At 68.9% G+C, this 4,938-nt stretch carries 5 protein-coding genes; 2 read left to right on the forward strand and 3 right to left on the reverse strand.

Going from position 1 to position 4,938, the window contains the following annotated elements; genetic code table 11:
* Window positions 1-76: 76 nt before the first annotated feature.
* From QZV94_RS08390 to QZV94_RS08400, 3 genes are read right to left on the reverse strand one after another with little or no spacing between them, the layout of a single operon-like run.
* A complete protein-coding gene (locus QZV94_RS08390) occupies window positions 77-964 on the reverse strand; it encodes a DMT family transporter (protein WP_293677362.1) in 888 nt (295 codons plus the stop codon).
* Window positions 957-1,784 (reverse strand): tRNA glutamyl-Q(34) synthetase GluQRS, encoded by an 828-nt coding sequence (gluQRS, locus tag QZV94_RS08395; RefSeq protein ID WP_293677363.1) that lies wholly within the window; start codon window positions 1,782-1,784, stop codon window positions 957-959. The genes QZV94_RS08390 and gluQRS overlap by 8 nt, the downstream gene beginning before the upstream one ends.
* A gap of 9 nt (window positions 1,785-1,793) precedes the next feature.
* Window positions 1,794-2,423: a TetR/AcrR family transcriptional regulator gene (locus QZV94_RS08400; RefSeq protein WP_293677364.1), complete on the reverse strand. Its 630-nt coding sequence runs from the start codon at window positions 2,421-2,423 to the stop codon at window positions 1,794-1,796.
* 685 nt (window positions 2,424-3,108) lie between these two features.
* On the opposite strand from QZV94_RS08400, the gene QZV94_RS08405 reads away from it, so the two are divergent.
* Window positions 3,109-3,696, forward strand: a complete 588-nt coding sequence (locus QZV94_RS08405; RefSeq protein WP_293677365.1) for a hypothetical protein — start codon at window positions 3,109-3,111, stop codon at window positions 3,694-3,696.
* Between the two features lie 151 nt (window positions 3,697-3,847).
* A partial coding sequence (gene dinB / locus QZV94_RS08410) for a DNA polymerase IV (protein ID WP_293677366.1) occupies window positions 3,848-4,938 on the forward strand: 1,091 nt, incomplete at its 3' end.

A 4,938-nucleotide genomic window follows, 5' to 3' on the forward strand; every position in this document is an offset into this window, starting at 1 on the left:
TCCGGGAAACGAGGGAACGGCGCGCCCTGGAGGTCTACGGCGACCAGCTCGCCAAGCTCGACCCTGATCCCGTCAGCTAACCGGCCCTGGGCCGCGACGCCCACTGCGCCAGCACCACGCCGGCCAGGGTGACCACGGCGCCCAGGGCCTGCAGTGGGCCGAGGGGTTCGACGAACAGGATCCAGCCGAGGTAAGCCGCGACGATCGGCTGGATCAGCACCACTACCGAGGCGGTCGAGGTGGGCAGCCGCCCCATGGCCCAGGCAATGGACCCCTGGCCGGCGACGTGCATCAGGCCGAGGCCCACAAGCGCGCCCCAACCCCGCGTGCTGGCGGGCAAGATCGGTTCGCGCAGCAGCAGCGCGGCGGAAAGGATCAGCGGGGCGCCGACCGCGCTCACCCAGAACATCAGCCGGCTGGTGGTCTCGCTCTTGCGGCCCTCGGCCATGGCCAGGAAATAGAGCGCATACCAGAGGGCCGTGAACAGCGAGAGCGCATCGCCGAGCGGCTGGTTGACCAACGCGCCGCCGCCCTTCTCCAGCGCCATCAGCGAGGCCCCGCCGACGCCCAGCGCCACCGCCACGAGGAACAGCGCCGCCGGGCGCTGGCGCAGGAAGATCCAGGCGAAGGCGGTCACCACGACCGGCGTCAGGTTGCTGAGCACGGTGGCGTTGGTGACCGAGGTGTAGTGGATGCCGTAGTGCCAGAACCCGAGGTCCAGGGCGAAGAACACGCCCGCCAGCAGAGCCATCCTCGAGGGCCGACCCAGCGAGCCGGCGTTGCGCACCGTCATCAGCGCCAGGAGCGGCAGGGCAAAGGCGAGGCGCCAGAAGCCGGCCGCCGCCGACCCGGTCTCGCTCAGCCGCACCAGGATCGGCGACAGGCCGATGATGCAGGCCCCGGCCAGCAGCACCGCCAGGGCCCGCCAATCCGTGCGTCCCGGCCTCGCGGCGGCGTCAGCCAAAGCCCGGCTCCTCGCGCAGCTCTGCGGCGCTCATGCCCCGCTGGCGCAAGGACGCCAGCGTTTCGGAGCGGTCGCGCTTGGCGTAGCGCCTCCCATCCGGGCCGGTCAGGAGCCGATGGTGCCGGTAGGCGGGCGCCGGCAGGCCGAGCAGCGCCTGCAGCAGCCGCTGGACGTGGGTCGCCTCGAACAGGTCGCGACCGCGGATGACGCACGTGATCCCCTGCAGTGCGTCGTCGACCACCACGGCCAGGTGATAGGCGACGCCCACGTCCTTGCGAGCCAGGACGACGTCGCCGCCCAGCTCCGGCCGCGCGGGGATGGTCCCTTCGCCGTCCTCGACGAAGCTCAGATTACCGAACCCGCCTAGGGCGCGGGCCGCTGCGTCGAGCGACAGCCTCCAGGCGAAGGGCTCGCCGGCCGCTAGCCGCCGCGCCTCCTCGTCCGCCTCCAGCGGGCGGCCGCGGAACACCTCCATGGCCCCGTGCGGCGCGGAGGCCATGGCTTCTGAGACCTCGCGGCGGGTGCGAAAGCAGCGGTAGAGCAGGCCGTCCGACTCCAACCGGCTGAGCGCCGCCTGGTAGTCATCGAGGTGCTCGGACTGGCGGCGGACCGGCGTCTCCCAGCTCAGGCCGAGCCAGGCCAGGTCCTGAAGGATGGCGGCCTCGAACTCAGGGCGGCAGCGGGTGGCGTCGATGTCCTCGATGCGCAGCACGAAGCGACCCTGCGCCTCTCGCGCCGCCGCGTAGGCGGTGAGCGCAGAGAACGCGTGGCCCCGGTGCAGGAGGCCCGTCGGAGAGGGCGCAAAGCGGGTGGCGAACACCCGGCCCGCTTAGCAGTCGTCGTGGCTGCTCGGGAACAGGCCCATGTGGCTGAACACAGCGTCGAAGAAGGGACGCTCGCCGCCGAGCGCGGCCTTGAGGTGGTCGAACTGCCGGAAGCCGGCCATCTCGGCCAGGCCATGGGCTCCGCACCACGCTGCGACGGTGGCGAGCTCGAGATGGATCTCCTGGGTCGGATCGGCCCCGTGCTCGATCATGGTGTCGCGCACCATGCAGTAGGCGCTGTCCTTGTCCGACGACATGCCCTCGGGCAGGGCCTCCTTGTCGCGGGTGGCGTCGTACATGACGCGGTAGAGCGCCGGGTTCTCTCGGGCAAAGCACACATAGGCGATGCCGAGCGAGGTCAGCTGATGCAGGCCCTGGTCGTTGGCCTTGGCCTCCTTCATCTGCTCCTGCAGGATGTCCCAGCCCTCCTGGGCCACGGCGTCGAGCAGTTCGGCCTTGTCCTTGAAGTGGTGGTAGGGGGCTGCCGGGCTGACGCCGGCCTCGCGGGCCACCGCCCGGAGCGAAAGCGCGCTGGGGCCCTCCGCCTCGAGCAACCTGCGCGCCGCATCGACTAGGGCGCGCCTCAGGTCACCGTGATGGTAGGGGCGGGAATCGGCGCTTTTAGCTTCGCTCATAGCATTACCATAATTTCATATCTAAGCGCTGTATAGATGTCATTGACGGCCAAGCTCCGCGCCCCCATCTGAGCGTTGTTCAAATAAGAACGACCCTCACTCCCCTGAGGGTCCAGACTGAAAGGTGTGTGTCATGTCTCTCGCAAAATTCGAACGGGCTTTCGACCGTCTGACGCCGGCATTCCTGCTGTTCCTGGGCCTCACCGCGGCCTTCGCAACGGCGGGGCTCGGTATCTAACGCCCACGACGAGGAATTCGTCACCGGATTCCTCTGTTCGCACCTGCGAAAACGCATAGCTGCAGTGCAAAATCGCTGATCTATGCACCGTTCAGATTATGCTAACTAACCATCGTCTAAACAGGCCTGCCTGCCGGCGGGCCCAAGAAACTGAAAACCGCAACTCAGAAGGTGTGTGTCATGTCCCTACGTAGCCTCGACCGTTTCGCCCCGACATTCCTGCTGTTCCTCGGCCTGCTGGCCGCCGGCGGCACCGCGGGCCTGGGCATCTAAGCCCTCCCCACTCCCCGGAGCGACGTTTGGAGAGGGGCCCCAACGGGGCCCCTTTTCGTTGGCGATCGCGAAATGCGACAGCTAGATGGCCCCGGCGTCCTATCCTTCCCTAACGGCGCCGGGCTCAACCTCCCTTTCGAGAGCGCTTGAGGCGCTCCGTCAAGGAGACGACCAATGGAAGCCACCACCAAGCAGGAGCCCGCCTACCTCGGCCTCCTCAACGCGATTTCAAACGGCGAGAGCGCCGCCGGGATCTACCTGGAAGCCTGGGCCGACGTTACGCCCAACCCGGACTTGGCGTGCACCCTGCGCCTGGTCGCCGCGCGCGAGCGCAGCCACGGCGACGTCTTCTGCCGCCGCATCTCGGAACTCGGTTTCTGCCTGGAGAAGAAGGTCGACCCGCGCAGCGCCGAGCAGCTCGCCAAGCTCTCGAATCCGAACATCAGCGACCTCGAGAAGATCGGCGATCGCTCCGAGAACAGCGCCGTCACCGACTTCTTCGCCGATACGCGTCGCAAGATCGCCGAGGGCGAGTACGACCCGATGACCGCCAACCTCCTCACCTGGTACATCGCCGAGGAGATCGACTCCGGCCGCCGCCTGAAGGAGGCCTACGACTGCGTGCGCGAGATGTCGGGCGGCAAGAAGACGTCCGCACCCGCCGGCCCCAGCGCCGACGCCGAGGCGATCATGGCCTGCATGACCACCGGCTTCTCCAAGCTGGAAAAGTCGCTCGAAAAGCTGGTCAAGGCGTCACGCTAGGCGCCAAGCCCTAGGTGGCCCCTGACTTCCCCGCGAACGGGGAGGTAGGGGCCGCCGCCGCGCTCCTCGTCAACTTCACCCGGATCGTCCGCGGACGCGCCTGCGCTATCCCTAGCTTGTTATTCGAACAAATAGGGAACAACAATGCGGGATGGACCCTTCCATCCTCCATGCCGACCTGGACGCCTTCTACGCTTCGGTGGAGCAGCTGCTTCAGCCCGAGCTGCGCGGCAAGCCGGTCGCGGTGGGCGGCGGCGTAGTGCTCGCCGCCTCGTACGAGGCGCGCGCCTTCGGCGTGAGGAGCGGCATGCCGGGGCGCCGGGCGCGCGAGCTCTGTCCCGGCCTCATCTTCACCGGCGGCCACTTCAGCGAGTACCAGCGCCTTGGCGATGCCGCGATCGCCGTGCTCGCCGACTTCACGCCCGACATCGAACGCATCTCCATCGATGAGGCGTTCGCCGACGTCGCAGGATCGGCGCAGCTCTTCGGAGCGCCCGCCCACATCGCCGCGTGCGTGCGGGCGCGGGTTCGAGACGAGCTTGGGCTGCCCATTTCCATCGGCGTGGCGCGCACCAAGCACCTGGCCAAGATCGCCTCGCAGGTCGCCAAGCCGGACGGCCTCGTCGTCGTGGACCCGGCGGGCGAGCTCGCCTTCCTGCACGATCTTCCGGTCGAGCTCATGTGGGGTGTCGGACCGGCGACGAAGACGAGGCTGGCGGAGGCCGGCGTCACCACGATCGGTCAGTTGGCGCAGAGCTCGACCGGCGCGATGGAGCGGCTGCTCGGCCGCGCCGCCGGCCGCAAGCTCACGACCCTGGCGTGGAACCGCGATCCACGGGTCGTCGATACCCACCGGCGCGCCCACTCGGCCGGCGCGCAATCGGCCCTCGGGCGTCGGCCCGCGACCGAAGCCGTCTTCCGCCCCGTCCTCCAGCACCTGGCCGACCGCATCGCACGTCGCCTGCGCGCCAAGGAGCGTCCCTGCCGGACGGTGACCGTGCGCGTGCGCTTCGCCGACCTTCGCTGCGTCACGCGGGCGCTGACGCTGCCGGCCCCCATCTACGCCACGGCGGCGCTGGCGGACGTGGCGACCGAGCTGGTGCGCGGCGTGCTGGCCGACAACCGCCACGAACCGACGATCTCTCTGCTGGCGATCTCCGCGTCGAACCTCGGCGAGGATGACGCATTGCAGCTCGAACTGCCGTTCGCCGACGCTGCGCCCGAACCCGCTCCGGACGCCGA

The organism is uncultured Phenylobacterium sp., assembly GCF_902826855.1.
GTDB lineage: Bacteria > Pseudomonadota > Alphaproteobacteria > Caulobacterales > Caulobacteraceae > Phenylobacterium.

What these genes read in the sequence shown, in the direction of transcription:
- QZV94_RS08400 (WP_293677364.1), bottom strand. Translation starts at nt 2,423, where the DNA reads ATGAGCGAAGCTAAAAGCGCCGATTCCCGCCCCTACCATCACGGTGAC.
- QZV94_RS08405 (WP_293677365.1), top strand. Translation starts at nt 3,109, where the DNA reads ATGGAAGCCACCACCAAGCAGGAGCCCGCCTACCTCGGCCTCCTCAAC.